The organism is Geodermatophilus sabuli (genome assembly GCF_900215145.1).
Classification (GTDB): Bacteria; Actinomycetota; Actinomycetes; order Mycobacteriales; family Geodermatophilaceae; genus Geodermatophilus; species Geodermatophilus sabuli.
In genome coordinates this window covers 1-22892 of sequence record NZ_OBDO01000010.1, presented here as the reverse complement: position 1 = coordinate 22892, position 22892 = coordinate 1, and the positions used below count along the sequence as shown (strand labels likewise).

20 protein-coding genes are annotated in these 22892 nt (G+C 74.4%); 17 read left to right on the top strand and 3 right to left on the bottom strand.

The window, feature by feature from the left end:
- Nucleotides 1-24: 24 nt before the first annotated feature.
- Nucleotides 25-2163 (bottom strand): glycogen debranching protein GlgX, encoded by a 2139-nt coding sequence (glgX, locus tag CRP39_RS20165; RefSeq protein ID WP_097208189.1) that lies wholly within the window; start codon nucleotides 2161-2163, stop codon nucleotides 25-27.
- 74 nt (nucleotides 2164-2237) lie between these two features.
- On the opposite strand from glgX, the gene CRP39_RS20160 reads away from it, so the two are divergent.
- The 13 genes from CRP39_RS20160 (at nucleotide 2238) to ligA (ending at nucleotide 17174) form a co-directional block, all read left to right on the top strand.
- Nucleotides 2238-3029: an ABC transporter ATP-binding protein gene (locus tag CRP39_RS20160; protein ID WP_245853990.1), complete on the top strand. Its 792-nt coding sequence runs from the start codon at nucleotides 2238-2240 to the stop codon at nucleotides 3027-3029.
- A gap of 47 nt (nucleotides 3030-3076) precedes the next feature.
- Entirely contained in the window at nucleotides 3077-3862 is a 786-nt protein-coding gene (locus tag CRP39_RS20155; RefSeq protein WP_097208188.1) for an enoyl-CoA hydratase/isomerase family protein, read from the top strand.
- A gap of 122 nt (nucleotides 3863-3984) precedes the next feature.
- Nucleotides 3985-5145: an ABC transporter substrate-binding protein gene (locus CRP39_RS20150; protein WP_245853989.1), complete on the top strand. Its 1161-nt coding sequence runs from the start codon at nucleotides 3985-3987 to the stop codon at nucleotides 5143-5145.
- A gap of 95 nt (nucleotides 5146-5240) precedes the next feature.
- On the top strand, nucleotides 5241-6083 hold the full coding sequence (locus CRP39_RS20145) for an ABC transporter permease (RefSeq protein ID WP_172442538.1): 843 nt from the start codon (nucleotides 5241-5243) through the stop codon (nucleotides 6081-6083).
- 2 nt (nucleotides 6084-6085) lie between these two features.
- Nucleotides 6086-6964, top strand: coding sequence for an ABC transporter permease (locus CRP39_RS20140; RefSeq protein ID WP_245854018.1), 879 nt, complete (start codon nucleotides 6086-6088; stop codon nucleotides 6962-6964).
- Complete coding sequence (locus tag CRP39_RS20135; RefSeq protein ID WP_097208186.1) at nucleotides 6961-8094, top strand: ABC transporter ATP-binding protein; 1134 nt, start codon at nucleotides 6961-6963, stop codon at nucleotides 8092-8094. Before CRP39_RS20140 ends, CRP39_RS20135 begins: the two co-directional genes overlap by 4 nt.
- 116 nt (nucleotides 8095-8210) lie before the next feature.
- A complete protein-coding gene (locus CRP39_RS20130) occupies nucleotides 8211-8990 on the top strand; it encodes an electron transfer flavoprotein subunit beta/FixA family protein (protein WP_097208185.1) in 780 nt (259 codons plus the stop codon).
- 42 nt (nucleotides 8991-9032) lie between these two features.
- Nucleotides 9033-9995 (top strand): electron transfer flavoprotein subunit alpha/FixB family protein, encoded by a 963-nt coding sequence (locus CRP39_RS20125; protein WP_097208184.1) that lies wholly within the window; start codon nucleotides 9033-9035, stop codon nucleotides 9993-9995.
- A gap of 147 nt (nucleotides 9996-10142) precedes the next feature.
- Complete coding sequence (locus CRP39_RS20120; protein ID WP_245853988.1) at nucleotides 10143-11537, top strand: MFS transporter; 1395 nt, start codon at nucleotides 10143-10145, stop codon at nucleotides 11535-11537.
- The gene (locus CRP39_RS20115) at nucleotides 11534-12724 is read left to right on the top strand and encodes a cysteine desulfurase family protein (RefSeq protein ID WP_097208182.1); all 1191 of its coding nucleotides are present in this window, start codon (nucleotides 11534-11536) and stop codon (nucleotides 12722-12724) included. The genes CRP39_RS20120 and CRP39_RS20115 overlap by 4 nt, the downstream gene beginning before the upstream one ends.
- Complete coding sequence (mnmA, locus tag CRP39_RS20110) at nucleotides 12724-13812, top strand: tRNA 2-thiouridine(34) synthase MnmA (RefSeq protein ID WP_097208181.1); 1089 nt, start codon at nucleotides 12724-12726, stop codon at nucleotides 13810-13812. The genes CRP39_RS20115 and mnmA overlap by 1 nt, the downstream gene beginning before the upstream one ends.
- Nucleotides 13813-13853: 41 nt before the next feature.
- A complete protein-coding gene (locus CRP39_RS20105) occupies nucleotides 13854-14891 on the top strand; it encodes a methionine synthase (protein WP_097208180.1) in 1038 nt (345 codons plus the stop codon).
- Between the two features lie 57 nt (nucleotides 14892-14948).
- Nucleotides 14949-17174, top strand: coding sequence for an NAD-dependent DNA ligase LigA (ligA, locus tag CRP39_RS20100; protein ID WP_245853987.1), 2226 nt, complete (start codon nucleotides 14949-14951; stop codon nucleotides 17172-17174).
- A gap of 22 nt (nucleotides 17175-17196) precedes the next feature.
- On the opposite strand, the gene CRP39_RS27265 is transcribed toward ligA, so the two are convergent.
- Nucleotides 17197-17898, bottom strand: coding sequence for an HNH endonuclease (locus CRP39_RS27265; RefSeq protein ID WP_183358955.1), 702 nt, complete (start codon nucleotides 17896-17898; stop codon nucleotides 17197-17199).
- 283 nt (nucleotides 17899-18181) lie between these two features.
- Nucleotides 18182-18853, bottom strand: a complete 672-nt coding sequence (locus tag CRP39_RS20090) for an ACT domain-containing protein (RefSeq protein ID WP_097208179.1) — start codon at nucleotides 18851-18853, stop codon at nucleotides 18182-18184.
- A 216-nt stretch (nucleotides 18854-19069) separates the two neighbouring features.
- Between CRP39_RS20090 and gatC the strand changes: the two genes are divergently transcribed.
- Genes gatC through gatB form a run of 4 tightly spaced genes read left to right on the top strand, consistent with a single transcriptional unit; the run spans nucleotide 19070 to nucleotide 22606 of the window.
- Nucleotides 19070-19387: an Asp-tRNA(Asn)/Glu-tRNA(Gln) amidotransferase subunit GatC gene (gatC, locus tag CRP39_RS20085; protein WP_097208178.1), complete on the top strand. Its 318-nt coding sequence runs from the start codon at nucleotides 19070-19072 to the stop codon at nucleotides 19385-19387.
- 5 nt (nucleotides 19388-19392) lie between these two features.
- On the top strand, nucleotides 19393-20934 hold the full coding sequence (gene gatA / locus CRP39_RS20080) for an Asp-tRNA(Asn)/Glu-tRNA(Gln) amidotransferase subunit GatA (RefSeq protein WP_097208388.1): 1542 nt from the start codon (nucleotides 19393-19395) through the stop codon (nucleotides 20932-20934).
- Nucleotides 20931-21110 carry a hypothetical protein gene (locus CRP39_RS20075; protein ID WP_097208177.1) on the top strand — a complete coding sequence of 60 codons (180 nt, stop codon included), beginning with the start codon at nucleotides 20931-20933 and terminating at the stop codon, nucleotides 21108-21110. Before gatA ends, CRP39_RS20075 begins: the two co-directional genes overlap by 4 nt.
- Nucleotides 21107-22606 (top strand): Asp-tRNA(Asn)/Glu-tRNA(Gln) amidotransferase subunit GatB, encoded by a 1500-nt coding sequence (gatB, locus tag CRP39_RS20070; protein WP_097208176.1) that lies wholly within the window; start codon nucleotides 21107-21109, stop codon nucleotides 22604-22606. Before CRP39_RS20075 ends, gatB begins: the two co-directional genes overlap by 4 nt.
- Nucleotides 22607-22892: the final 286 nt, after the last annotated feature.

Here is a 22892-nt window from a genome sequence, read left to right as displayed (position 1 = left end):
GCTGAGCCGCTGCCCGTTCCCCGGTCAGGGGCGGCGCAGGACCCGGAGCAGCCAGAGGCTGCGCGGGGGCATCTCCAGCCGGCCCGGGGCGACGATGGCCGGCCGCGGCGGCGCCCCCGTCGGGAACTCCGTCGAGACGACGAACTCGTAGCCGTCCGACCACGGCGGCCCCGGCAGGTGCACGGTGACCGGCTCGGGGCCGGCGTGCAGCTGCAGCAGGTAGGAGTCGTCCTGCACCGGGCGGCCACGCTCGTCACGGTGCCGGATGCCGCGGCCGTCCAGGTACATGCCGACCGTCTGCAGCCCGGTGTCGAACCACTCCGCGGTGGTCAGCTGCTCACCACCCGGGGCGAACCAGGCGAGGTCCCGGGTCCCACCGGTGCCGGGGATCTCGTGGCCCTCGAAGAACGCCTCCTGGCGGAGTACGGGGGAGGACCTCCGCAGCCCGACGATGCGGGCGACGAAGGCGCGCAGGTCCTCGTCCACGGTGTCCCAGTCGATCCAGGAGATCTCGTTGTCCTGGCAGTAGGCGTTGTTGTTGCCCTGCTGGGTCCGCCCCAGTTCGTCGCCGGCCGTGAGCATCGGGACGCCGGTCGACAACAGCAGCGTGGCCAGGTGGTTGCGCACCTGCCGGGCGCGGAGCCCGCGCACCTCCGGGTCGTCGGTGGGCCCCTCGACGCCACAGTTCCAGTTCCGGTTGTGGCTCTCGCCGTCCCGGTTGTCCTCGCCGTTGGACTCGTTGCGCTTGCGCTCGTAGGTGACCAGGTCGGCCAGCGTGAAACCGTCGTGGGCGGTGACGAAGTTGATGCTGGCGAAGGGCCGGCGCCCGTCGGAGCGGTAGAGGTCGGAGGAGCCGGTCAGCCGGTAGGCGAGGTCCCGGACACCCACGTGTGCCCCGGACCACACGTCGCGCACGGTGTCGCGGTACTTGCCGTTCCACTCGGTCCACAGCGGCGGGAAGTTGCCGACCTGGTAGCCGCCCTCGCCGACGTCCCACGGCTCGGCGATGAGCTTCACCCGGCTGACCACCGGGTCCTGGTGGACGACGTCGAAGAACGCCGACAGCCGGTCGACGTCGTGCATCGAGCGGGCCAGCGCCGAGGCGAGGTCGAACCGGAAGCCGTCGACGTGCATCTCGGTGACCCAGTACCGCAGCGAGTCCATGAGCAGCCCGAGCACCGGGGGACGGCGGACGTCGAGGGTGTTCCCACAGCCGGTGTAGTCGGTGTAGCGGGACGGGTCGTCCCCGGCGAGCCGGTAGTAGCCGCCGTTGTCGATGCCCTTGAACGACAGGGTGGGGCCGGTGTGGTCGCCCTCGGCGGTGTGGTTGTAGACGACGTCGAGGACCACCTCGATGCCGGCGGCGTGCAGTGCCTTCACCATGGCCTTGAACTCGGTCACCTGCCGGCCACCCGAACCGGCCGAGCTGTAGGCCGCGTGCGGGGCGAAGTAGCCCAGGGTGTTGTAGCCCCAGTAGTTGGTCAGCCCGCGGCGCAGCAGGTGCGGCTCGCTGACGAAGTGGTGCACCGGCAGCAGCTCGACGGCGGTCACCCCGAGGGCCTGCAGGTGGGCGACGAACGCCGGGTGGGCCAGCCCCGCGTAGGTGCCGCGCAGTGCAGGCGGCACGTCGGGGTGGCGCATGGTCGCGCCCTTGACGTGCACCTCGTAGATGACGGTGTCCGACCACCTGGTCCCCGGTGGCCGGTCGCCGTCCCACGGGAAGGAGTCGTGGACGACCACGCCGCGGGGCACGTACGGGGCGGAGTCGTGCGGATCGGGGAGCGGGGTGTCGGGGGCGGACTCGAGGTAGCCGAACAGCGACGGGTGCAGGGTCAGCTCGCCGTCCACCGCACGGGCGTAGGGGTCCAGCAGCAGCTTGGCCGGGTTGTACCGCTGCCCGGAGGCGGGGTCGTAGCCGCCGTGCACCCGGTACCCGTAGCGGGTGCCGGGCCCGGCGCCGGGCAGCCGGCCGTGCCACACCTGGTGGGTGGTCTCCTGCAGCCGGTGGCGGTGCTCGGTGCCGTCGTCGTCGAACAGGCAGAGGTCCACGGCGTGCGCGCCGGCGGACCACAGCGCGACGTTGGTGCCGGTGCCGTCCCAGTGCGCGCCCAGGGGCGTGGGGGATCCGGGCCAGACCGAGGCGTCGTCCGGGCTGCTGTCCACAGGGGCATGGTGCCAACCCGGGGCGTCCGGCGGGTGGAGGGCGGGGGCACCGGGCGGGTTGGTTGGATGGGGGCGTGTCGAGCGAGCCGGTCGTCGAGATGCACGGTGTGGACGTCGTCCGAGGGCAGGCGTACCTGCTGCGCGGGGTCGACTGGACGGTCGAGGCCGACCAGCGGTGGGTGGTGCTGGGCCCCAACGGCGCGGGCAAGACGACGCTGCTGCAGCTGGCCGCCGCGCACCTGCACCCGACCCGGGGCACCGTGCGGCTGCTGGGGGAGACCCTCGGCGCGGTTGACGTCTTCGAGCTGCGCCCGCGGATCGGCCTGACCAGCGCCGCCCTGGCCCAGCGCATCTCGTCGTCGGAGCGGACCGGTGACGTCGTCCTCTCCGCCGGGTACGCGGTCCTCGGCCGGTGGCGGGAGCGCTACGACGTCCACGACCTCACCCGCGCGGCGATGCTGATGCAGCAGTGGGGCGTGTCCCCGATGGCGCACCGCCCGTTCGGCACCCTGAGCGAGGGTGAGCGCAAGCGCGTGCAGATCGCCCGCGCGCTGATGCCCGACCCCGAGCTGCTGCTGCTCGACGAGCCCGGCGCCGGCCTCGACCTCGGTGGCCGGGAGGACCTCGTCAGCCGGCTGGCCGACCTCGCCCGCTACCTGTACGCCCCGGCCCAGGTGCTGGTCACCCACCACGTCGAGGAGATCCCGCCCGGCTACACCCACGCCCTGCTGCTGCGTGCCGGCGAGGTGGTGGCCGGCGGGCCGGTCGAGCAGGTGCTGACCCAGCAGTCGCTGTCGGACACCTTCGGGCTGGCCCTGCAGGTGCAGCGTGCAGACGGACGCTGGACCGCCCGCCGCGCGGCCTGAAGCTAGGGTGCGGCGACGACGTCGTCCACCCCCGTTGGAGGCCTTCCATGGCAGCGCCGGAGTTCGTGACCTTGCAGGTGGAGGGCGGGGTGGGCACGATCCGCCTCGACCGTCCGAAGATGAACGCGATCAACGAGCAGCTGCACATGGAGGTGCGCGCCGCCGCGCTCGAGGCCGGTGAGCGCGAGGACGTCCGCGCTGTGGTGGTCTACGGCGGGGAGCGGGTCTTCGCCGCCGGAGCCGACATCAAGGCCATGTCCCAGCTCGACGGCCGCGGCATGGTCGCGTGGGGCCGGGAGCTGACGAACTCCTTCACCACCGTGCAGCGCATCCCGAAGCCGGTCATCGCCGCCATCACCGGGTACGCCCTCGGCGGCGGCTACGAGCTCGCCCTGTGCGCCGACTTCCGCGTCATGGGCGCCGGGGCGAAGATCGGCCAGCCGGAGATCCTGCTGGGCGTCATCCCCGGCGCGGGGGGCACCCAGCGGCTGTCCCGCCTGGTCGGCCCCGCCAAGGCCAAGGACCTCGTCTTCACCGGCCGGCACGTCGGCGCCGAGGAGGCCCTGGAGATCGGGCTGGCCGACGCCGTCGTCCCCGACGAGGAGGTGCACGCCACCGCGGTGGCGATGGCCCGCAAGTTCGCCGCCGGCCCGCCCTTGGCGCTGGCCGCCGCGAAGCGGGCCGTCGACGAGGGCCTGGACATGACGCTGCCCGACGGCCTCGCGCTGGAGAGCCAGCTGTTCGCCGAGCTGTTCGACACCGAGGACCAGAAGGCCGGCATGGCGTCGTTCCTGGAGAACGGGCCCGGCAAGGCCACGTTCACCGGCCGCTGACCAGGGCCGACAGCCGGGTGTTCCCCGGATGGACACCGGGCGTCGGTGTCCGCGCCCCGTCCGGAGCGGCCGCTCTCTGCCACCATCCCGGCAGCCACACGGACCCACCCTGGAGGACAGACGTGCAGTGCAGTGCCCCGAGCAGACGACCCACCGTGCGGGCGGCGGCCACCCTGGCCGCCGCCCTGGTCCTGGCCGCGTGCGGGGGCGGGGACGAGGGCTCCGGCGGCGGGGGATCGGACAGCGGGGCGGCGACCGCGACCTCCCTGCAGGACGTCGGTGACCTCGACGCGCTGGTCGAGGCCGCGCAGGCCGAGGGCACGCTGAACGTCATCGCGCTCCCGCCGGACTGGGCGAACTACGGCGAGATGATCGAGACCTTCACCGAGAAGTACGGCATCGAGGTCGTCAGCGCCCTGCCCGACGGGTCCAGCCAGGACGAGCTCAACGCAGTGACCAGCCAGCGCGGCCAGGACCGAGCCCCCGACGTGCTCGACCTCGGCACCCCGTTCCACCACCAGGCGAAGGCGCAGGACCTCCTCGCGCCGTACCAGGTGCAGACCTGGGACGAGATCCCCGAGGGCCAGAAGGACCCCGAGGGGTACTGGGTCAACGACTACGGCGGCTACGTGTCGATCGGGTGCAACGCGTCGGTCGTCGGGCAGTGCCCGACGACCTTCGCCGAGTTGCTGGACCCGCAGTACGCCGGCCTGGTGGCCCTCAACGGCAACCCGACGCAGGCGACGGCGGCGTTCTCGGGCGTCTGGGCCGCCTCGCTGGCCAACGGCGGGGACCTCGACGACATCGGCCCGGGCGTCGACTTCTTCCGTCAGGTGAAGGACGCCGGCAACTGGAACCCGGTGGAGATCACCCCGGCGACGATCCTCAGCGGCGAGACCCCCATCTCCATCGACTGGGACTACAACAACGCCGCCCTGACCGACGACCTCGTCGACCAGGGCGCCCAGTGGCAGGTCGCCGTCCCGTCCGACGGGCTGTTCGGTGGCTACTACAACCAGGCCATCAGTCGGTTCGCCCCGCACCCGGCCGCCGCCCGGCTGTGGCAGGAGTTCCTCTACAGCGACGAGGGCCAGAACATCTGGCTGCGCGGTGGCGCCCGCCCGGTGCGCCTGCCTGCGATGGAGGAGGCCGGCACGGCCGACGCCGACGCGCTGTCCGCGCTGCCGCCGGTCGAGGGCACCGCGGAGTTCCCGAGCCAGGAGCAGGAGACCGCTGCTCGCGACGTGGTCGCCGAGCGCTGGAACGCGGAGATGTCCGGCTGAGCACCGCAGCCGACACCCCGGTCCGGGACGGCGGCCCGCCGGCCGCCGCCCCGGACCGGACGCGCCCGCCTGCGCGCCGGGGCGGCCGCGGCCGGGTGCTGGTCTGGCTCGGCGCTGTCCCGTTCTTCCTCTACGTCGCGGTCTTCCTGGTGCTGCCGGTCGTCGTGCTCGGGGTGGAGGCCTTCCGGGTCACCGACCCGGTGACCTTCGAGGAGGGGTGGTCGGCGGCGAACCTGGCGACGATCACCGAGGGTGCCTACCGGCGGGCCTACGTCGGCAGCCTGCAGCTGTCGGCGCTCACCGCGGTGCTCGGCGCGGTGCTCGGGCTCGCGCTGGCGATCGCCGTGCTCCGGGCCCGCCGCGGCCGGCTGCTGCGCCGGCTGGTGCTCACCGCCTCCGGCGTCCTGGCCAACTTCGGCGGCATCCCCCTGGCCTTCGCCTTCATCGCGACCATCGGCAACGCCGGCGTGGTCACCGCGCTGGTCACCGACACCCTGGGACTGTCCGGCTTCTCGCTGTACTCGATGGCCGGTCTCGCACTGGTCTACCTGTACTTCCTGGTCCCGCTCATGGTCCTGACCATCACGCCGGCCCTGGAAGCCCTGCGTCCGCAGTGGCGGGAGGCCGCCGACAACCTCGGCGCCAGCGGGTGGCAGTACTGGCGGTACGTCGGCGGACCGGTGCTCGCCCCGCCGGTGATCGGCGCGACGATGCTGCTGTTCGCCTCGGCCTTCGCCGCCTACGCCACCGCCCGCGCGCTGGTGGGGAGCAGCATCCCGCTGGTCACCCTGCAGATCGCCGACGCCCTCTCCAGCAACGTCGTCGTCGGTGCGGAGAACCTCGGCAAGGCCCTCGCCCTCGGGATGGTCGTGCTCATCGGCCTGGTCATGGCCTTCTACGCCTGGGTGCAGCGCCGCACCCAGCGGTGGCTGACGTGACCATGGCGACCTCCGGCATCGCCGGCGCCGGCGGCGTCGCCCCCGACGCACCGGTGCGGCCGGGCCGGCGGGGGGCCGGCGCCTGGCGCTGGGTGGTGCTGGCGCTGTTCGGCCTGTACTTCCTGGTGCCCATCGCCGGGTCGGTGTGGTTCACCGTCCGCGACCGCGGCACCGGCGGACTGACGGCGGAGAACTACACGAGCATCCCGGGGGCCGAGGGCTTCGCGGAGACCTTCGCCCGCTCGCTGACGATCGCCGTGCTCACCGTGGTCATCGCGCTGGTGCTCATGGTGCCGACCGTCGTCCTGGTCGAGCTGCGGCTGCCCCGCCTGCGGACGACGGTGGAGCTGCTCACCCTGCTGCCGCTGGTGCTCCCGCCGATCGCGCTGGTCGTGGGGGTGCGCAGCGTGCTCGCCTGGGCCCCGGACCACTTCTTCGGGACCCCGTTGGCCGAGGCGTTCTTCGCCCTGCAGCGCCCCTCACTGCCGTGGATCCTCGTCCTCGTCTACGCCGTCCTCGCGCTGCCGTTCGTCTACCGGGCGCTGGACGCCGGCCTGCGCGGCACCGACCTGCGCACGCTGACCGAAGCGGCCCGCAACCTCGGCGCCTCGTGGCCGCGCGTGCTGGTCTCGGTCGTGCTGCCCGTGCTGCGCACGTCGGTGCTCAACGCCTCGTTCCTGACCCTCGCCCTGGTGCTGGGGGAGTTCACCATCGCCCAGATCCTGGGCTTCCGGACCTTCCCGACGTGGATCCTGGAGATCTCCGGGTCCCGGCCACAGCTGTCGGTGGCGGTCTCGGTGCTCTCCCTCGTGATGACCTGGGTGCTGTTGCTGCTGATCTCCGCGCTGGACCGCCGGCGGACGGGGAAGGAGTCCGCATGACCACGACCCCGGCCGCCACGCGCGCCGCCGCGGCGCCGGCCGACCTGCGCGAGCACCCCGGCGTCGCCGTCCGGCTGGCCGGCATCACCCGCCGGTACGGCTCGGTACTGGCCCTCGACGGGCTCGACCTCGACATCCGCGGTGGGGAGTTCCTCGCCCTGCTGGGTCCGTCGGGCTGCGGGAAGACGACGGCGCTGCGGGCGATCGCCGGCTTCGAGCGGCCCGATGCCGGGCAGGTGCTGCTGGACGGGCGGGACATCACCGGCGTCCCGGCCAGCAAGCGGGACATGGGGATGGTCTTCCAGGCCTACAGCCTGTTCCCCAACCTCACCGTCGCCGACAACGTGGGCTTCGGCCTGCGGGTGCGCCGGCGGGGGAGGGCCGAGCAGCGGCGGCGGGCCGTCGAACTGCTGGAGCTGGTGGGGCTCGCCGACCGCGGCGGTCACTACCCCCACCAGCTCTCCGGCGGCCAGCAGCAGCGGGTCGCCCTGGCCCGCGCGCTCGCCGTCGCCCCGCAGGTGCTGCTGCTCGACGAACCGCTGTCGGCGCTGGACGCCCAGGTGCGGGTCCAGCTGCGGGAGGAGATCCGCCGCATCCAGCTCGAGCTGGGCATCACCACCGTCTTCGTCACCCACGACCAGGCCGAGGCGCTGTCGGTGGCCGACCGCGTGGGCGTGCTGCGGCAGGGACGACTGGAGCAGGTCGCCTCCCCCGATGACCTCTACGAGCGGCCGGCGACGGCGTTCGTCGCCGAGTTCGTCGGCACGATGAACCGGCTGCCCGCGGAGCCGGTCGACGGGGGAGTGGGGCTGCTCGGCGTCCACCGGCCCGTCACGGGGGCGTTGCCGTCGGCCGGCCCGCTGGTCGCGCTGGTGCGGCCGGAGTCCCTCACCGTCCGCGCCGACCCGGCCGGTGCCGGCCGGGTCGTGACTCGCACCTTCTCCGGCGCCACCACCCGGCTGGCCGTTGCGCTGCCCGGGGACCTCGAGGTGGCGGTGGACGTGGCAAGTGCCGAGAGCGCCGATCTCGTCCCCGGCGCCGCGGTGACGGTCACCCCCGCCGAGCGCCCCGTGCTGGTGGCACCGGCCGAGTCCTCCCCGGAACTCCGCGACCCCGCCGGGACGGCGTGACGGGCGTCACCGGAGCCAGGGACGGCGTCTCCGTTACCCGGCGGTAACCTCCACTATCAGAGCGAGGCGGGCGCCGGCCCGCGACCCCCTGACCCAGCGCGGAGGTAGGTCTGACGATGAACATCGTCGTTCTGGTCAAGCAGGTCCCCGATTCCGGGAGTGAGCGCACTCTGGATCCGGCGGACAACACCGTCGCCCGGGGCAGTGCGGACAACGTGCTCAACGAGATCGACGAGTACGCCCTGGAGGAGGCCCTCCAGCTCAAGGAGGCGCAGGGCGGCGAGGTCACCATCCTCACCGTGGGGCCGGACTCGGCCGCCGACGCCATCCGCAAGGGGCTGTCGATGGGCGCCGACCGCGCGGTGCACGTCACCGACGAGGCGATCCACGGGTCGGACGCGGTGCAGACCTCCGCGGTGCTGGCCGCGGCGCTGGGCCAGCTGGAGTACGACCTGGTGCTGTGCGGTGCGGAGGCGACCGACTCGCAGATGTCGGTGATGCCGGCGCTGCTGGCCGAGCGGCTGGGCCTGCCGCAGCTGTCCGGGGCGCGCAAGCTCACCGTCGACGGGGGCGTGGCCAAGGTGGAGCGGCAGACCGACGGCGGCTACTGGGCGCTGGAGGCGCCGCTGCCGGCGATCGTGTCCACCTGGGACACCATCAACGAGCCGCGCTACCCCTCCTTCAAGGGGATCATGGCCGCCAAGAAGAAGCCGGTGGAGAAGAAGACGCTGGCCGACCTGGGCATCGACCCCGGCACGGTGGGTGCGGGCTCGGCGACGAGTGAGGTGCTCGACTTCACCGGCCGCCCGCCCAAGGGCGAGGGCGTGAAGGTCGTCGACGAGGGCGACGGCGGCGCCAAGCTGGTCGACTACCTCGCCGGCCAGAAGATCGTCTGACCCGACCCCGACCGACATCCGCACGAGGAGACGAGAGCAGTCATGGCAGAGGTCCTGGTCCTGGTCGAGGGCAACCCGGCCGGCGGCGGCGTCCGCAAGATCACCCTGGAGGCGCTGACCGCGGCCCGCGCGCTCGGCGAGCCGTCCGCGGTCGTCGCCGGCGCCCCCGGCTCGGCCGCCGAGGCGCGCGAGCAGCTGGCCGAGTACGGCGCGGCGAAGGTGTACGTCGCCGAGTCCGACGACATCGAGAACTTCCTGGTCGCCCCGAAGGCCGAGGTGCTGGCGCAGTTGGTGGCCGACAGGTCACCGGCGGCGGTGGTGATCCCCTCCTCTCCGGAGGGCAAGGAGGTCGCCGCCCGGCTGGCGGTCAAGACCGGCTCGGGGTTCCTCACCGACGTCACCGAGATCGCCCCCGACGGCACCGCGACCCAGACCGCGTTCGCCGGGGCGACGATCGTGCACTCGCGCGTGACCGCCGGCACCCCGATCTACACGGTGCGCGGCAACTCGGTCACCCCCACCCCGGCGCCGGCCGCGGCCGCGGAGGAGACCGTGACCGTGCAGCTGTCCGACGCCGCGAAGGCCGCCCGCGTGGTGGACCGGGTGGTGGAGCAGAAGTCCTCCCGCCCCGAGCTGACCGAGGCCGCGATCGTGGTCTCCGGCGGCCGGGGGGTCGCCTCGGCGGAGAACTTCTCGGTCATCGAGGGCCTGGCCGACTCCCTGGGTGCCGCGGTCGGTGCGTCCCGGGCGGCGGTGGACTCCGGCTTCTACCCGCACACCTTCCAGGTGGGGCAGACCGGCAAGACCGTCTCCCCGCAGCTGTACATCGCCGTCGGCATCTCCGGGGCCATCCAGCACCGGGCCGGCATGCAGACCAGCAAGACCATCGTCGCGGTCAACAAGGACCCCGAGGCCCCGATCTTCGAGCTGGCCGACTTCGGCATCGTCGGCGACCTGAACACCGTCGTCCCCGCAGCCACCGAGCTGATCACCGCCCGCAAGTAGAGGACCTCGCTGCCCCCCACGCCCCGCTGGCGTTCGGCGCGGGCCCCGGCAGCGAGCCACACCCAGCGCCGGTCCCGTCCGACGGGGCCGGCGCTCGGTGTGTCGGGGAAGCCGGAGCCGCGGGCGACGGTTGGCGGGGAGGTGGACGTGGAGGCACCCGCGGCGGGGCTGTTCGACCGTCGGCACCGGCTGCCGACGTCCGGTCTGCTCCTGCTGGTCACCCTGGTCGCGTTCGAGGCGATGGCCGTCGGGACGGCGATGCCGACGGTGGTCGCCGAGCTCGACGGGCTGGCCTGGTACGGCTGGCCGTTCAGTGCCTACCTGGTGGCCTCGGTCATCGGGATGGTCGTGGGCGGCGACCTCGGTGACCGGCGGGGCCCCCGGTCGGCGCTGGGTGCTGGTGTCGCGGTGTTCGGTGCCGGGCTGCTCGCCGCGGGTCTGGCCGGGTCGATGGCGCTGCTGGTGGCCGCCCGGGCCGTGCAGGGTCTCGGTGGCGGGCTGATCGCGGTCTCGCTGTACGTCGTCGCCGGGCAGGCCTACGGGGCGTCGCTGCGACCCCGCCTGTTCGGTGCGATCTCCGCGGCCTGGGTGCTCCCGGCGCTGGTGGGGCCGGTGCTCGCCGGGCTGGTCACCACGCACGCCAGCTGGCGCTGGGTGTTCCTCGGCCTGCTGCCCCTGGTCACGGTCAGCGTGCTGCTGGTGCTGCCGGCGCTGCGCGACCTCGCCGCGCCGACGTCGTCGGGGGCTCCCGGCGGGCGTGCCCGACCGGCCTGGGCGGCGCTCGCCGGGATCGGGATCGGCGCCCTGCAGGTCGCCGGCCAGCGGCTGGACCTGGCCGCACCGGCGCTGGCGGCTGGGGGCCTGGTCGCGCTCGCCCTCGGGCTGCGGCGGCTGCTGCCCGCCGGCGTCGTCCGCGCGCGGGCCGGGCTGCCGGCCGTCGTCGGCGCCCGCGGGCTGCTGGCCGGGGCGTTCTTCGGGATGGACGTGCTGCTGCCCCTGGCCCTGACCCAGCTGCACGGCTTCAGCCCGACCGCCGCCGGCCTCCCGCTGACCGCCGGCGCCGTCGGCTGGGCGACGGCGTCCCAGCTGCAGGGGCGACACCCCGCGGTGTCCCGGGCCCGGCTGCTGCGGGTCGGCTTCGTGCTGCTCGCCGTGGGCGTGGGCGCCAGCGCGCTGGTCGCCGTCCCGGGGGTGGGCGGCTGGCCGGCCTACGCGACGTGGGCGGTGGCCGGGCTCGGGATGGGGCTGGGCATGCCCAGCGTCGGCGTGCTGCTGCTCGCGCAGTCGCCGGAGCACCGCCGGGGCGCGGACTCCGCGGCGTTCCAGATCGCGGACGTCACCGGGGCGGCCCTCTGCGTCGGGCTGGTCGGGGTGCTCGTCGCCGCGGCCACCGCGGCGCTGCTGCCGCTGCCCGGCGCGGTCGCCGTCGCCGCGGCGGCGCTCACCGGCCTGGCCCTCGTCGGCGCGGTCGTGGCCCCGCGGGCCGCCGCCCCGGCCGAGGAGGGCGTCGCCGGGCCCACGACTACATTGGCGGCGTCATGACCTACCTGGACCACGCGGCGACCACGCCGATGCTGCCCGAGGTCCTGGCTGCGATGACCGAGCAGCTGGGCCGGGTCGGCAACGCCTCCTCGCTGCACGCCAGCGGCCGCGCCGCGCGTCGCTCCGCCGAGCAGGCCCGCGAGCGCCTGGCCGAGGCGCTGGGCGCGCGCCCATCCGAGGTCCTGTTCACCGGTGGGGGCACCGAGAGCGACAACCTCGCCGTCAAGGGCCTGTTCTGGGCCCGCCGCGACGCCGACTCCCGCCGCCGGCGGATCGTGGTGAGCCCCGCCGAGCACCACGCCGTCCTCGACAGCGTCGAGTGGCTGGCCAAGCACGACGGCGCCGACATCACCTGGCTCTCGGTGGAGCCGACGGGGCGGATCACCCCCGAGGCACTGCGTGCGGCGCTCGGCGACGGCGACGACGTCGCGTTGGCCAGCGTCATGTGGGCCAACAACGAGATCGGTACGGTCAGCGACCTCGCCGCGCTCGCCGAGGTCGCGCACGCGGTCGGGGTCCCCCTGCACACCGACGCGGTGCAGGCGGTCGGTCAGGTGCCGGTCGACTTCACCGCCAGCGGCGTCGACGCGCTCACCATGACCGGGCACAAGCTGGGTGGCCCCATGGGGGCTGGGGTGCTGCTGCTGCGCCGCGACGCGGAGTGCACGCCGTTGCTGCACGGCGGCGGCCAGGAGCGCGACGTGCGCTCCGGGACGCTCGACGTCGCCGCGATCGTCGGCCTGCAGGTGGCCACGTCGACGGCGGTGCGCACCCGCGAGGAGCGGGCGGTGCGCGTGTCCGCCCTGCGCGACCGGCTGGTCGCCGGGGTGATGGCGCAGGTGCCCGACGTCCAGCTCAACGGCGCCCCCCTCGACGACGTCGTCGCCGGCGGGCCGGGCCGGCTCCCCGGCAACGCGCACCTGTCCTTCCCCGGGGCCGAGGGCGACGCGCTGCTCATGCTGCTCGACGCGCGCGGCGTGGAGTGCTCCACCGGCTCGGCCTGCAGTGCCGGGGTCGCCCGCCCCAGCCACGTGCTGCTCGCCGTCGGTGCCGACGCCGACCGGGCGCGCAGCTCGCTGCGGTTCTCGTTCGGTCACACGTCGACCGACGCCGACGTCGACGCGGTGCTCGACGTGATCGGGCCGGTGGTGGAACGCGCCCGGCGGGCCGGACTGGGGCGGCGGTAGTGCGCCTGCTCGCGGCCATGAGCGGCGGCGTGGACTCGGCGGTCGCCGCGGCGCTGGCCGTGGACGCAGGCCACGACGTCACCGGAGTGCACCTGGCGCTCTCCCCGGACCGGCAGACGCTGCGCAGCGGCGCCCGGGGGTGCTGCAGCGTCGAGGACGCCCACGACGCCCGCCGGGTCGCCGACGAGCTGGGCATCCCGTTCTACGTCTGGGACCTCGCCGAGCGGTTCACCGAGGACGTCGTCGACGACTTCGTGGCCGAGTACGCGGCCGGACGCACGCCCAACCCGTGCCTGCGCTGCAACGAGAAGATCAAGTTCGCCGCGGTGCTGGACCGCGCGCAGGCGCTGGGCTTCGACGCCGTCGTCACCGGGCACCACGCGCGGCTGGCCGACGGTCAGCTGCGGCGCTCGGTCGACCCGGCCAAGGACCAGTCCTACGTGCTCGCGGTCCTCACCGCCGAGCAACTGGCCGGGGCGGTCTTCCCGCTGGGGTCGATGACCAAGCAGCGGGTCCGGGAGATCGCCGCCGAGCGGGGCTTCGCGGTGGCGACCAAGGCCGACTCGCACGACATCTGCTTCATCCCGGACGGCGACACCCGCGGCTTCCTGTCCCGGCGGCTGGGCGAGCAGCCCGGACCGGTCGTCGACGCCGCCACCGGCGCGACCGTGGGGGAACACGGCGGCACCTACGGCTTCACCGTGGGGCAGCGCCGCGGTCTCGGGGTCGCGGTCGGCGACTCCCGGCCCCGCTACGTGCTCGGCATCGAGCCGGTGACCCGCACGGTGACCATCGGCACCGCCGAGCAGGCGGGTGTGACCGAGGTGCGTACCGCCCGGCCCACCTGGACCGGCCCGGTCCCGCGGCTGCCGTTCCACGCCGAGGTGCAGCTGCGGGCGCACGGCACCCCGGTGCCCTGCACGGTCAGCGCGGCCGACGACGGCGGGCTGGTGCTGCGCCTGGGCAGCGAGCAGCGTGGCGTGGCCCCGGGGCAGTCGGCGGTGCTGTACGCCGCCGACGTCGAGCGGGGCGACCTCGTGCTGGGGCAGGGGACCGTGGTCTCCGCCGGCCACCCGGTCCCCGCCTAGGTCGACCGGGGCCGGGGAGCCGGCCGACTACGGTCGGACCCGTGGCCTCGCCGATCGATCCCGCCTCGCCGATCGAGCCGACCCCCGACGCCGGGCCCGGGCCTGCGTCCTGGGGGCCCGCGACCGGCGTGGGCTCGCTGCCCGGTACCGACGCCGCCGAGGCGCTGCGCACGGTGACCGGCGAGCTCCCCGACTTCCCGCACCTGCCCGAGCTGCCCGGTCGCGGAGCCGGCGCCGACCTCGTGGGCCGCGGCGCCGCACTGCTGGTCGAGATCGCCGTGGAGCTGACGCCCGCCGGCTGGCGGCTGGTCCCGCGCTCCGGCGTGGACCAGCGGCGGGCGCAGGAGTTCCTCGCCCGCGACCTCGACGCCCTGTACGAGGTCGCCGAGGCCTACGAGGGACCGTTCAAGGTGCAGGTGGCCGGGCCGTGGACACTGGCCGCCGGGTTGGAGCGCACCCGCGGTGACCGCGCCGTCGTCGACCCCGGCGCCCGTCGCGACCTCGGTCAGTCCCTCGCCGAGGGCGTCGCGCAGCACGTCGCCGCTGTCACCGCACGGGTGCCCGGCGCGCGGGTCGTGGTGCAGCTCGACGAGCCCTCGGTGCCCGCCGTCCTGCAGGGCGCGCTGCCCACGGTCAGCGGCTTCGGCAAGCTCGCCGCGGTCGAGGCGTCCGTCGTCGAGCAGGAGCTCGCCGCCGTCGTCGACGCGCTGGACGTGCCGGTGGTGGTGCACTGCTGCGCGAATCGGGCGCCGCTGGAGCTGTTCCGGGCCGCCGGTGCCGGCGCGGTCTCCTTCGACCTCGGGACGGTCCAGGACCTCGACGCGATCGGCACCGCGGTCGAGGCCGGCACCCACCTGCTGCCCGGTGTCGTCCCGGGCACCGACGCGACGCTGCCCGCGCCGAAGGCGACCGCCTCCCGGCTGCAGGCGTGGTGGAGTGAACTGGGCTTCCCGGCCGACCGGCTGCACACCGCGGTCACGCTGACGCCGTCCTGCGGGCTGGCCGGGGCGACACCCGGCTACGCGCGGACGGCGATGACCCACGTGCGCGAGGCGGCGCGGTACCTGCTGCCCGAGTGACGCACACGGCCGGGTGAGCGCCGGTTCGCCGTCGTACTCGCCGGATACCGTTTCGCCGTGACCACCGAAGCCGCGCTGGACGAGTCGCCGGTCGATGCCCCGCAGGTCGCTGCCGCGACCGACCGGGAGGACCTCACCGAGGTCCCCGACGAGGCGCGCACCCGCCACCGCGACCTCTCCGAGGAGCTGGATCGGTACGCGTTCGCCTACTACGTGCAGGACGCGCCACTGGTCAGCGACGCCCAGTACGACGAGCTGATGGGCGAGCTCAAGGCGATCGAGGCCGAGCACCCCGCGCTGGTCACCCCCGACTCGCCCAGTCAGAAGGTCAACGGCGGGTTCACCGCGACCTTCGCCCCGGTCCAGCACCGAGAGCGGATGCAGAGCCTGGACAACGCGTTCAGCAGCGACGAGCTCTCCGCCTGGGCCGCCCGCGTCGAGCGCGAGGTGGGTGCGGCGGCGGTCTACCTGTGCGAGCTCAAGGTGGACGGCGTCGCCGTGGCACTGCTCTACGAGCGCGGCCGGCTGGTGCGCGCGGCCACCCGCGGGGACGGCGTCACGGGGGAGGACGTCACCGCCAACGTGCGCACCATGGACGACGTGCCGCAGCAGCTCACCGGCGCCGACGTGCCCGCGCTGCTGGAGGTCCGCGGCGAGATCTACTTCCCGGTCGCCGCGTTCGCCGACGTCAACGCGGGCATGGTCGAGGCCGGCAAGGCGCCGTTCGCCAACCCGCGCAACGCCGCCGCCGGCTCGCTGCGGCAGAAGGACCCGCGGATCACCGCCTCCCGGCCGCTGCGGCTGGTCGTGCACGGGATGGGCGCGCGCGAGGGGTTCACCCTCGAGCGGCAGTCGGCCGCCTACGACCGGCTGCGCGAGCTGGGTCTGCCGGTCAGCAACCGGTACGAGGTGGTCGACGACCTCGAGGGCGTGTGGGCCTACATCGAGCGCTACCGGGAGCAGCGGCACTCCGTCGAGCACGAGATCGACGGCGTCGTCGTCAAGGTCGACCAGGTCGCGTTGCAGCGGCGGCTGGGTTCGACCTCGCGGGCGCCGCGGTGGGCGATCGCGTTCAAGTACCCGCCGGAGGAGGCGACCACCAAGCTCCTCGACATCCGGGTCAACGTCGGGCGCACCGGCCGGGTCACCCCGTTCGCCTTCATGGAGCCGGTCAAGGTGGCGGGGTCCACGGTGCAGCTGGCCACGTTGCACAACGCCAGCGAGGTCAAGCGCAAGGGCGTGCTCATCGGCGACACCGTCGTCATCCGCAAGGCCGGCGACGTGATCCCGGAGGTGCTCGGCCCGGTGGCGGCCGCCCGCACCGGCGAGGAGCGCGAGTTCGTCATGCCCACGCACTGTCCGGAGTGCGGCACCGAGCTGCGTCCGGAGAAGGAGGGCGACGCCGACATCCGCTGCCCCAACGCGCGGTCGTGTCCCGCTCAGCTGCGGGAGCGGGTGTTCCACGTCGCCGGGCGGGGTGCCTTCGACATCGAGGTGCTCGGCTACGAGGCGGCGATCGCGCTGCTGGAGAGCTCCCTCCTGCAGGACGAGGGTGACGTGTTCACCCTCGACGAGGAGGCGCTGTGCCGCACCGCCTTCTTCACCAAGAAGGACGGCACCCTCTCGGCCAACGGCCGCAAGCTGCTGTCGAACCTGCAGATGCGCAAGGACGTCCCGCTGTGGCGGGTGCTGGTCGCGCTGTCGATCCGGCACGTCGGCCCGACCGCCGCCCAGGCGCTGGCCCGCGACTTCCGCTCCCTGGACCGGATCGCCGAGGCCTCCGAGGAGGAGCTCGCCGCCGCCGACGGGGTGGGCCCGACCATCGCGGCGTCGGTCCGCGACTGGTTCGCCGTCGACTGGCACCGTGAGGTCGTCGAGAAGTGGCGCGCGGCGGGCGTGCGGATGGCCGACGAGGGCGAGGACGCCGGTCCGGGCCCGCTGACCGGGGTCACCGTCGTCGTCACCGGTTCGCTGCGTGACTTCAGCCGCGACCAGGCGACCGCGGCGATCCAGGAGCGCGGTGGCAAGGTGACCGGCTCGGTCAGCAAGAAGACCGGCTTCGTCGTCGTCGGCGCCGACCCGGGCAGCAAGTACGACAAGGCCGTCCAGGTGAAGGCGCCGGTCCTGGACGACGACGGCTTCCGCGTGCTGCTCGAGGACGGGCCCGAGGCGGCCCGCGCGGTGGCGACCATCGGCGACCGCACCGAGCCCGCGCCCACGCCCGCGGCTCCAGCCGAGGAGCCGGCGCCTGCGGCTCCGGCCGAGCAGCCCGTGGGGGACTGACCTCCCTGCGTGTGACCCGCAGTCAGTACGGCGGCGGGGTGGTGGTCGCGGTCAGGCCGGTGGGGGTGGTGGCGGTGAGGGTGCCGTCGGGGGCGAGGGTGTGTCGCCAGCCCGGTGCCTGGTGTCTGCCGCGGTGGTCGGTCGTGCAGTAGCCGGTGAGGTCGGTGGCGCTGGTGGGTCCGGCGGGCCAGGGCCGGGAGTGGTCCAGTTCGCCGCCGCGGGGGATGCGGCGGCGGCAGCCGGGAAAGCGGCAGCGGCGGTCGCGGGCGCGGACGAAGCGGTCCAGGGCGGCGCCGGGGCGGTGGCCGTCGGTGGGCCCGGGTGCGCTCAGGCCGGGGCGGCCGATGAGGTCGTGGGGGCAGGTGAGGGGCCGGCGGCGGCAGGTGGGGGCGCCGCAGTGCGCGGCGGCGCGCAGCCCGGGCAGGTCGGTGAGCGCCCTCAGGGCGCCGGTGAGCGCGTCGGTGAGTGTCTCGGCGGCCCGTGCCGTGATGTTCACGGCGATGGACAGTTCGGGTGCGGCCCACTCGCTCACCGCCCGCAGCACGTCGGGCCGGGCGGTCCACCGCTCGGCACTCATCGCCCCGCGCTCGCCCTGCTGCCGATCGGTGGTCGCCGGACGTGACGCGGCGAACTCCGCCACCACACGCGCGCGCAGCGCGGTCTGTCGGGCGATCTCGCGATCGGCGGCCTGGACCGCGCCGAGCGGCCCGGACGCCCATCCCACGGACGGCGAGGCGGAGTCGGATGCAGGACCACGGGAGGGCTCCGTCAGCTCAGTCGCTGCCCGCCTTCCCATTTCTCGATCATAGGTTCGAACGGTGGGGTCGGCAATGTGCCTCTGCCCGCATTCCTGCAGGTCACGACCGTGTAGCCCGGCAAGCGGTCGTGCGGCCGGTCGGGATGACGTGTGCAGGGGGACGGAGGCGCGCCACCCGCCGGTCGCCGTGGAGGGGCGCCCCGGCGGGCGACGTCGAGAGCTGCGGGAGGGTCGGGCAGCCCCGGCCGGCTCAGGCCGGCGGCAGGTGGGCGACGCTCGCGGCGATCCCGGCGAGGTGTACGAGCCGCAGCAGCTCCGACCGGCGGTAGGCCGGCCCCCCGGAGCGGCCCAGGACGACGGCCGTGCGTGGGCTGCCGAAGGGGGTCGCCATCATCTCGATGGCCATCTCCCGCCAGCGCTCGGGGAGCCAGTCCTCCTCGCTGGGCAGCAGTCGCGCGGCGGGCAGCGGCAGCCACGGGAGGGTCATGCCGTCGAAGCCGGGAGCCGCGTCGGAGGCGGCCAGGACCTCGCACGGCTGTCCGTCGGGCTCGCCGTGCAGCACCGCCGCCCACCCGCTGTGGAACACCCGCGGGAGCTCGGCGGCGAGCAGCTTGACGGCGGTGCCCTCGCCGGCGCGGGCCAGGGACTCCAGCAGTTCGAGCTCGCGGTGGGTGTCCAGCGGCCCGGCGAACGGCCGCAGCGATTCGACCTGGACGCCGTCGACCGCGTGGGCCAGCGTGATGAGGCTGTCGGGGAGCCGGTCGGAGGGCAGGTCCACGACGATGTCGTCGACGGCGACGCCTCCGCCGCGCTCGAGCACGTCCACCGAGACGATGTCGATGCCGGCGGTGCCCAGCGCCGTCGCCACGGCGCCGAGGATGCCGGGACGGTCAGGGACGACCAGACGCAGGAGATAGGACACAGGTCCTCCGGGTTCGAGGTACGGGCCGATCTCCGTCGATCGCGGTGCGACCAGCTTCCCCCATCGGTCCGGCGGCGGTCGAGGGACCTCCGGGGGCGCCGGGGTCGGACCTCGCCGCCCGGACGGCAGCGGAGGCGCCCCACGTACAGTGGCGGGGTTGGTTCCCTGGCCGTCCACGGCCTCGGAAGGCGCCCCCGAAGTGGAGTCCGCAGCGCAGTGAGCACCCCCTCCCCGAAGGAACCCCTCGGGCGGCAGGACCTCGCGCACCTGGCGCGCCTGGCCCGTCTGGCCCTCAGCGACGACGAGCTCGACCACTTCGCGGGCCAGCTGTCCGCGGTGCTCGACGCCGTGGCGCAGGTGGGCAAGGCCGACACCGCCGACGTCGCGCCGATGACGCATGCCGTGCCGCTGACCAACGTCACCCGGCCCGACGTGGTCACCCCGAGCCTGCCGCGCGACGTCGTCCTCGCCGGTGCGCCCGCCGCGGAGGACGACCGCTTCCGCGTCCCGCAGATCCTGGGCGACGAGGAGTGACCGGCGTGGCCGATCCCCAGGACCTGACCACCCTCGACGCCGCCGAGCTCGGCCGGCGGCTGGCCGGCGGGGAGCTCAGCTCGGTGGAGCTGACCCGTGCCTACCTCGACCGGATCGCCGCCGCCGACGGCGTGCTCGGCGCCTACCTGCACGTCGACGCCGACGCCGCGCTGGCCCGCGCCGGTGAGATCGACGCCGCCCGCGCCGCGGGAGAGGAGCTCGGGCCCCTGGCCGGCCTCCCGATCGCGCTCAAGGACGTCTTCGTCACCGAGGGGGTGCCCACCACCAGCGGTTCGAAGATCCTCGAGGGCTGGCGGCCGCCGTACGACGCGACCGTCGCCGCCCGGCTCAAGGACGCCGGCACCGTGCTGCTGGGCAAGACCAACATGGACGAGTTCGCGATGGGCTCCTCCACCGAGAACTCCGCCTACCGGCCGACCCGCAACCCGTGGGACCCCGAGCGCATCCCCGGCGGGTCCTCCGGCGGCTCGTCGGCCGCGGTCGCCGGTGGCCTGGCCCCGTGGGCGCTGGGCACCGACACCGGCGGCTCGATCCGCCAGCCGGCCGCCGTCACCGGGCTGGTCGGGCACAAGCCCACCTACGGCTCGGTGTCCCGCTACGGCCTCATCGCGTTCTCGTCCAGCCTCGACCAGGCCGGCCCGATGGCGCGCACCGTTCTCGACGCCGCCGTCCTGCACGAGGCGATCGGCGGGCACGACCCCCGCGACTCCACGAGCATCGACGCCCCGACCCTCGGTCTGGTGGAGGCCGCGCGCCGGGGCGCCGGTGGCGACCTGGCCGGCCTGCGCGTCGGTGTCGTCCGCGAACTCGGCGGCGACGGGCACACCGACGGCTACGAGGACGGGGTGCTGGCCCGCACGAGGGAGACGGTGGCGCTGCTGGAGAGCATGGGCGCCGACGTCCGCGAGGTCTCCTGCCCCTCGTTCGACCTCGCCCTGCCGGCGTACTACCTCATCGCCCCCAGCGAGGCCTCGTCCAACCTGGCGCGGTTCGAGGGCATGCGGTTCGGTCTCCGGGTCGGCGACGACGGCGCCCACCACCTCGACGAGGTCATGTCCCTGACCCGCGAGCAGGGGTTCGGGCCGGAGGTCAAGCGCCGCATCATCCTGGGCACCTACGCCTTGTCGGCGGGCTACTACGACGCCTACTACGGGCAGGCGCAGAAGGTCCGCACGCTGATCACCCGCGACTTCACGTCCGCCTACGACGACGTCGACGTGCTGGTCAGCCCGACCAGCCCGACCGTGGCCTGGCTGATCGGCGCCCGCGTCGACGACCCGCTGGCCATGTACGCCGCCGACCTGTGCACCCTGCCGGCCAGCCTCGCCGGGCTGCCGGCGATCTCGGTGCCGTGCGGGCTGTCCGACGGGCTGCCGGTCGGCTTCCAGGTCATGGCGCCGGCCCTGGCCGACGACCGCTGCTACCGGGTGGCCGCCGCCGTCGAGGCTGCGCTGGACTCCGCCCGCGGGCACCGACTGCTCGACGAGCTGGATCGGCGGGCGGCGACCGCGGGGGCCCAGGCGTGAACGGGCCGCTCAAGGCCGCCTGGGCCCTCACCGCGTTCGTCGTCATCGTGGGCCTGGTCGGCTGGGTCGTCTCCGGCGAGGCGTTCTTCGCCGTCTTCATCGTCCTGGGCCTGCTGACCGCGGTCGGTGCGTGGATGACCGGTCGCACCGGCCCGAAGGAGAACAACCCCTCATGACCGACACCCTGGTGGACTACGACGAGGTCCTCACCCGCTACGAGCCCGTGATCGGTCTGGAGACCCACGTCGAGCTGGGCACCGCGTCGAAGATGTTCTGCGGCTGCGCCACCACCTTCGGCGCCGAGCCCAACACCCAGACCTGCCCGGTGTGCCTCGGCATGCCCGGCTCGCTGCCGGTGGCCAATGAAGCGGCGATCGCCGCCACGATCCGCATCGGCCTGGCGCTGGGCTGCCGGATCGCCGGGTGGTGCCGGTTCGCGCGGAAGAACTACTTCTACCCGGACATCCCCAAGGGCTTCCAGACCAGCCAGTACGACGAGCCCCTGTGCACCGCCGGGCACCTGGACGTCGAGGTCGACGGCGAGACGTACCGGGTGGAGATCGAGCGGGTGCACCTGGAGGAGGACACCGGCAAGAACCTGCACGTCGGTGGCGCGACCGGGCGCATCCACGGTGCGGACTACTCGCTGGTCGACTTCAACCGCGCCGGGATCCCGCTCGTCGAGATCGTCACCCGGCCCATCCCCGGGGCGGGCGCCAAGGCCCCCGAGGTCGCCCGCGCCTACGTCACCGAGCTGCGCGACATCATCCAGACGCTCGGCGCCTCCGACGTCCGGATGGAGCAGGGCAGCCTGCGCTGCGACGTGAACACCTCGCTGGCGCCGATCGGCAGCCTGGAGTGGGGCACCCGCACCGAGACGAAGAACGTCAACTCGCTGCGCTCGGTGGAGCGGTCGGTGCGCTTCGAGATGCGCCGGCAGGCCGCGGTCCTCGACGGCGGCGGCCGCGTGCTGCAGGAGACCCGGCACTTCCACGAGGACACCGGCACCACCTCGCCGGGGCGGAGCAAGGAGGAGGCGACCGACTACCGGTACTTCCCCGAGCCCGACCTCGTCCCGGTCGCGCCGGACGCCGAGTGGGTGGAGAAGCTCGCCGCCGAGCTGCCCGAGCTCCCGGCTGCCCGCCGCGCGCGGCTGCAGGAGGAGTGGGGTCTGTCGGCCACCGAGATGGGCTGGCTGACCGGCGCCGGTGCGCTCGGTCTGGTCGACGCCACCGTCGCCGCCGGGGCCACCCCCGCCGACGCCCGCAAGTGGTGGCTCGGTGAGCTGGCCCGGCGGGCCAACGACGCCGGCGTCGAGTTGTCGGAGCTGACCATCACCCCGCGACAGGTGGCCGAGCTGACCGGCCTGGTGTCCGCCGGCACGATCAACGACCAGTTGGCCCGGCAGGCGCTCGACGGCGTGCTGGCCGGCGAGGGCGATCCGGGACAGGTGGTCGAGGCCCGCGGGCTGGCCGTCATGGGAGAGTCCGACGAGCTCGTCGCCGCGGTCGAGGCCGCGATCGCCGGGGCGCCCGACGTCGTCGCCAAGGTGCAGGGCGGCAAGGTGCAGGCCCTCGGTGCGCTGGTCGGCGCGGTCATGAAGGCCACCCGCGGCAAGGCCGACGCCGCCACCGTCAAGCGCATGCTCGAGGAGCGCGTCGTCGGGAGCTGAAGCCAGGCAGCGGCTTCTCCTCAGCGGGGGGACGGCACCTGGCCGCGGTGTGGTCCCTGGGAGTGGGGGGCCGGAGGCCCTCCCGAGCGGGGGCGGGGGTCTGGGGCTCTCCTCAGCGGGGGGACGGCACCTGGCCGCGGTGTGGTCCCTGGGAGTGGGGGGCCGGAGGCCCTCCCGAGCGGGGGCGGGGGTCTCCTCAGCGGGGGGACGGCACCTGGCCGCGGTGTGGTCCCTGGGAGTGGGGGGCCGGAGGCCCTCCCGAGCGGGGGCGGGGGTCTGGGGCTCT

Excerpts from the sequence above, each read along its gene's own strand:
- CRP39_RS20155 (WP_097208188.1), top strand. The coding sequence starts at position 3,077 with ATGGCAGCGCCGGAGTTCGTGACCTTGCAGGTGGAGGGCGGGGTGGGC.
- gatB (WP_097208176.1), top strand. The coding sequence starts at position 21,107 with ATGACCGACACCCTGGTGGACTACGACGAGGTCCTCACCCGCTACGAG.
- CRP39_RS20125 (WP_097208184.1), top strand. The coding sequence starts at position 9,033 with ATGGCAGAGGTCCTGGTCCTGGTCGAGGGCAACCCGGCCGGCGGCGGC.
- CRP39_RS20130 (WP_097208185.1), top strand. The coding sequence starts at position 8,211 with ATGAACATCGTCGTTCTGGTCAAGCAGGTCCCCGATTCCGGGAGTGAG.
- CRP39_RS20115 (WP_097208182.1), top strand. The coding sequence starts at position 11,534 with ATGACCTACCTGGACCACGCGGCGACCACGCCGATGCTGCCCGAGGTC.
- CRP39_RS20135 (WP_097208186.1), top strand. The coding sequence starts at position 6,961 with ATGACCACGACCCCGGCCGCCACGCGCGCCGCCGCGGCGCCGGCCGAC.
- CRP39_RS20140 (WP_245854018.1), top strand. The coding sequence starts at position 6,086 with ATGGCGACCTCCGGCATCGCCGGCGCCGGCGGCGTCGCCCCCGACGCA.